At 66.1% G+C, this 1,547-nt stretch carries 2 protein-coding genes and 1 pseudogene; all 3 read left to right on the forward strand.

Annotated elements, in window-relative coordinates; genetic code table 11:
• A pseudogene (locus VGP39_RS02615) lies at positions 1–655 on the forward strand (transketolase); the annotation flags it as partial.
• A gap of 174 nt (positions 656–829) precedes the next feature.
• Complete coding sequence (locus tag VGP39_RS02620; protein ID WP_327566548.1) at positions 830–1,150, forward strand: transposase; 321 nt, start codon at positions 830–832, stop codon at positions 1,148–1,150.
• On the forward strand, positions 1,147–1,547 hold a 401-nt coding region (locus tag VGP39_RS02625), incomplete at its 3' end, for an IS3 family transposase (RefSeq protein ID WP_327566549.1). The genes VGP39_RS02620 and VGP39_RS02625, both read left to right, overlap by 4 nt.

Consider the following 1,547-nt stretch of genomic DNA (forward strand, 5'->3'; position numbering starts at 1 on the left):
CGACGAACTCGCCGCCATCATGGCTTTCGGTTTTGCCCATATGCAGCGCGAGGCGGGCGAGGGGGGCGAGGAGCAAAGCGGCATGCGCGGCGGCGGCTCGGTTTACTTGCGGCTCTCGACGCGGACCATCGACCAGCCGCAGCGCATGATGACGCCCGACCTGCAGAAAGCCATCACCGACGGCGCTTACTGGATGCGCAAGCCGGGGCCGAATGCGGAACTGGTGGTCGCCTACACGGGGGCGGTCGCGCCGGAGGCGATCGAGGCGATAGGCCTGCTCGGCGAGAGCCGCCGCGATGTCGGATTGCTGGCGATCACGTCGGCGGACCGGCTCCACGCCGGCTGGACCGCGGCGCGAAAAATTCGCCGCGACAATCGTGGTTCGAAGCACATGAGCCACATCGAAAAACTGCTGGCGCCGCTGCCGCGCGACTGCGGGATCGTTACCGTGATCGATGGACATCCCGCGACGCTGGGCTGGCTCGGCAGCGTGCGCGGCCACAGGCTTGAGGCGCTCGGCGTCGAGCATTTCGGCCAGACCGGCACCATCGGCGACCTCTACCGCCATCACGGCATGGACGCCAACGCCATCATCGACGCGGCGGAAAGCCTCACCGCAGGCGCGCCGGTGCGGCATCGCAAGATGGCGGTGTGATTTCTTCACCCTCCCCTGGAGGGCCGCCCTCAACAGACGCAGCACCTCGTCTTGCGAGAGCACCGCCGGCAGCGTGTATTCCTTGCGCGCGAACGGTAACTGATCGGCGATATCCTGAACCTCCTCCGAATTGATGGACACCTGTAGTAGGCTCGAAGAGCCAGGAGGTGTCAGATGGAAGCACGTCAACGTCGGTCGTTTACGGACGACTATAAGCGGCAAGCGGTCGATCTGGTTGCTTCGAGCGGCCGCTCGATCGGGTCGGTGGCCAAGGAACTTGGCCTGCGCGATTCGGTGTTGCGGCGGTGGGTGGAATTGCGTGGGGCCGGACGTGAGCCGACGGCGGCGGCGCGGCGCCCCACAACGCAGGCGCCGCTGCCGTCGGCGGACCACGCGGCCGAGGTGGCTCGTTTGCAGCGGGAGAACGAACGCTTGCGCATGGAGCGCGACATTTTAAAAAAGTCGATCGCGATCTTTGCTGGAGTCCGGACATGAGATTCCGCTTCATCGAGGATCGCCGCGCCGACTACCCCGTGACGGTCCTGTGCGACGTGCTCGCCGTCTCGCCGGCCGGTTATTATGCCTGGCGCTCGCGCCCGGAGAGCCGGCGATCGGCTACTAATCGTGACCTCGTTGACGACATCAAGCGGGTCCATCGCGATACCTGCGGACGCTATGGCAGCCCGCGCATCCATGTCGAGCTGAAGGCGCAGGGCCGCGGGGCGAGCCGCGGTCGCATTGAGCGTTTGATGCGCCATCACGGTATCAGGGCCATCATGGCGCGGCCACGCCGGATGCGGACCACCGACAGCCGCCACGACCTCCCGATCGCTCCGAATCTGCTCGATCGAAACTTCTCTGCCGCCGCGCCTAACCGGATCTGGCTCGCCGA

The sequence above is a fragment of the Bradyrhizobium sp. genome (genome assembly GCF_036009065.1).
In the GTDB taxonomy this organism is placed as follows: Bacteria; Pseudomonadota; Alphaproteobacteria; order Rhizobiales; family Xanthobacteraceae; genus Bradyrhizobium.

Coding starts and splice junctions, on each gene's coding strand:
- VGP39_RS02620 (WP_327566548.1), top strand. CDS start 830: ATGGAAGCACGTCAACGTCGGTCGTTTACGGACGACTATAAGCGGCAA.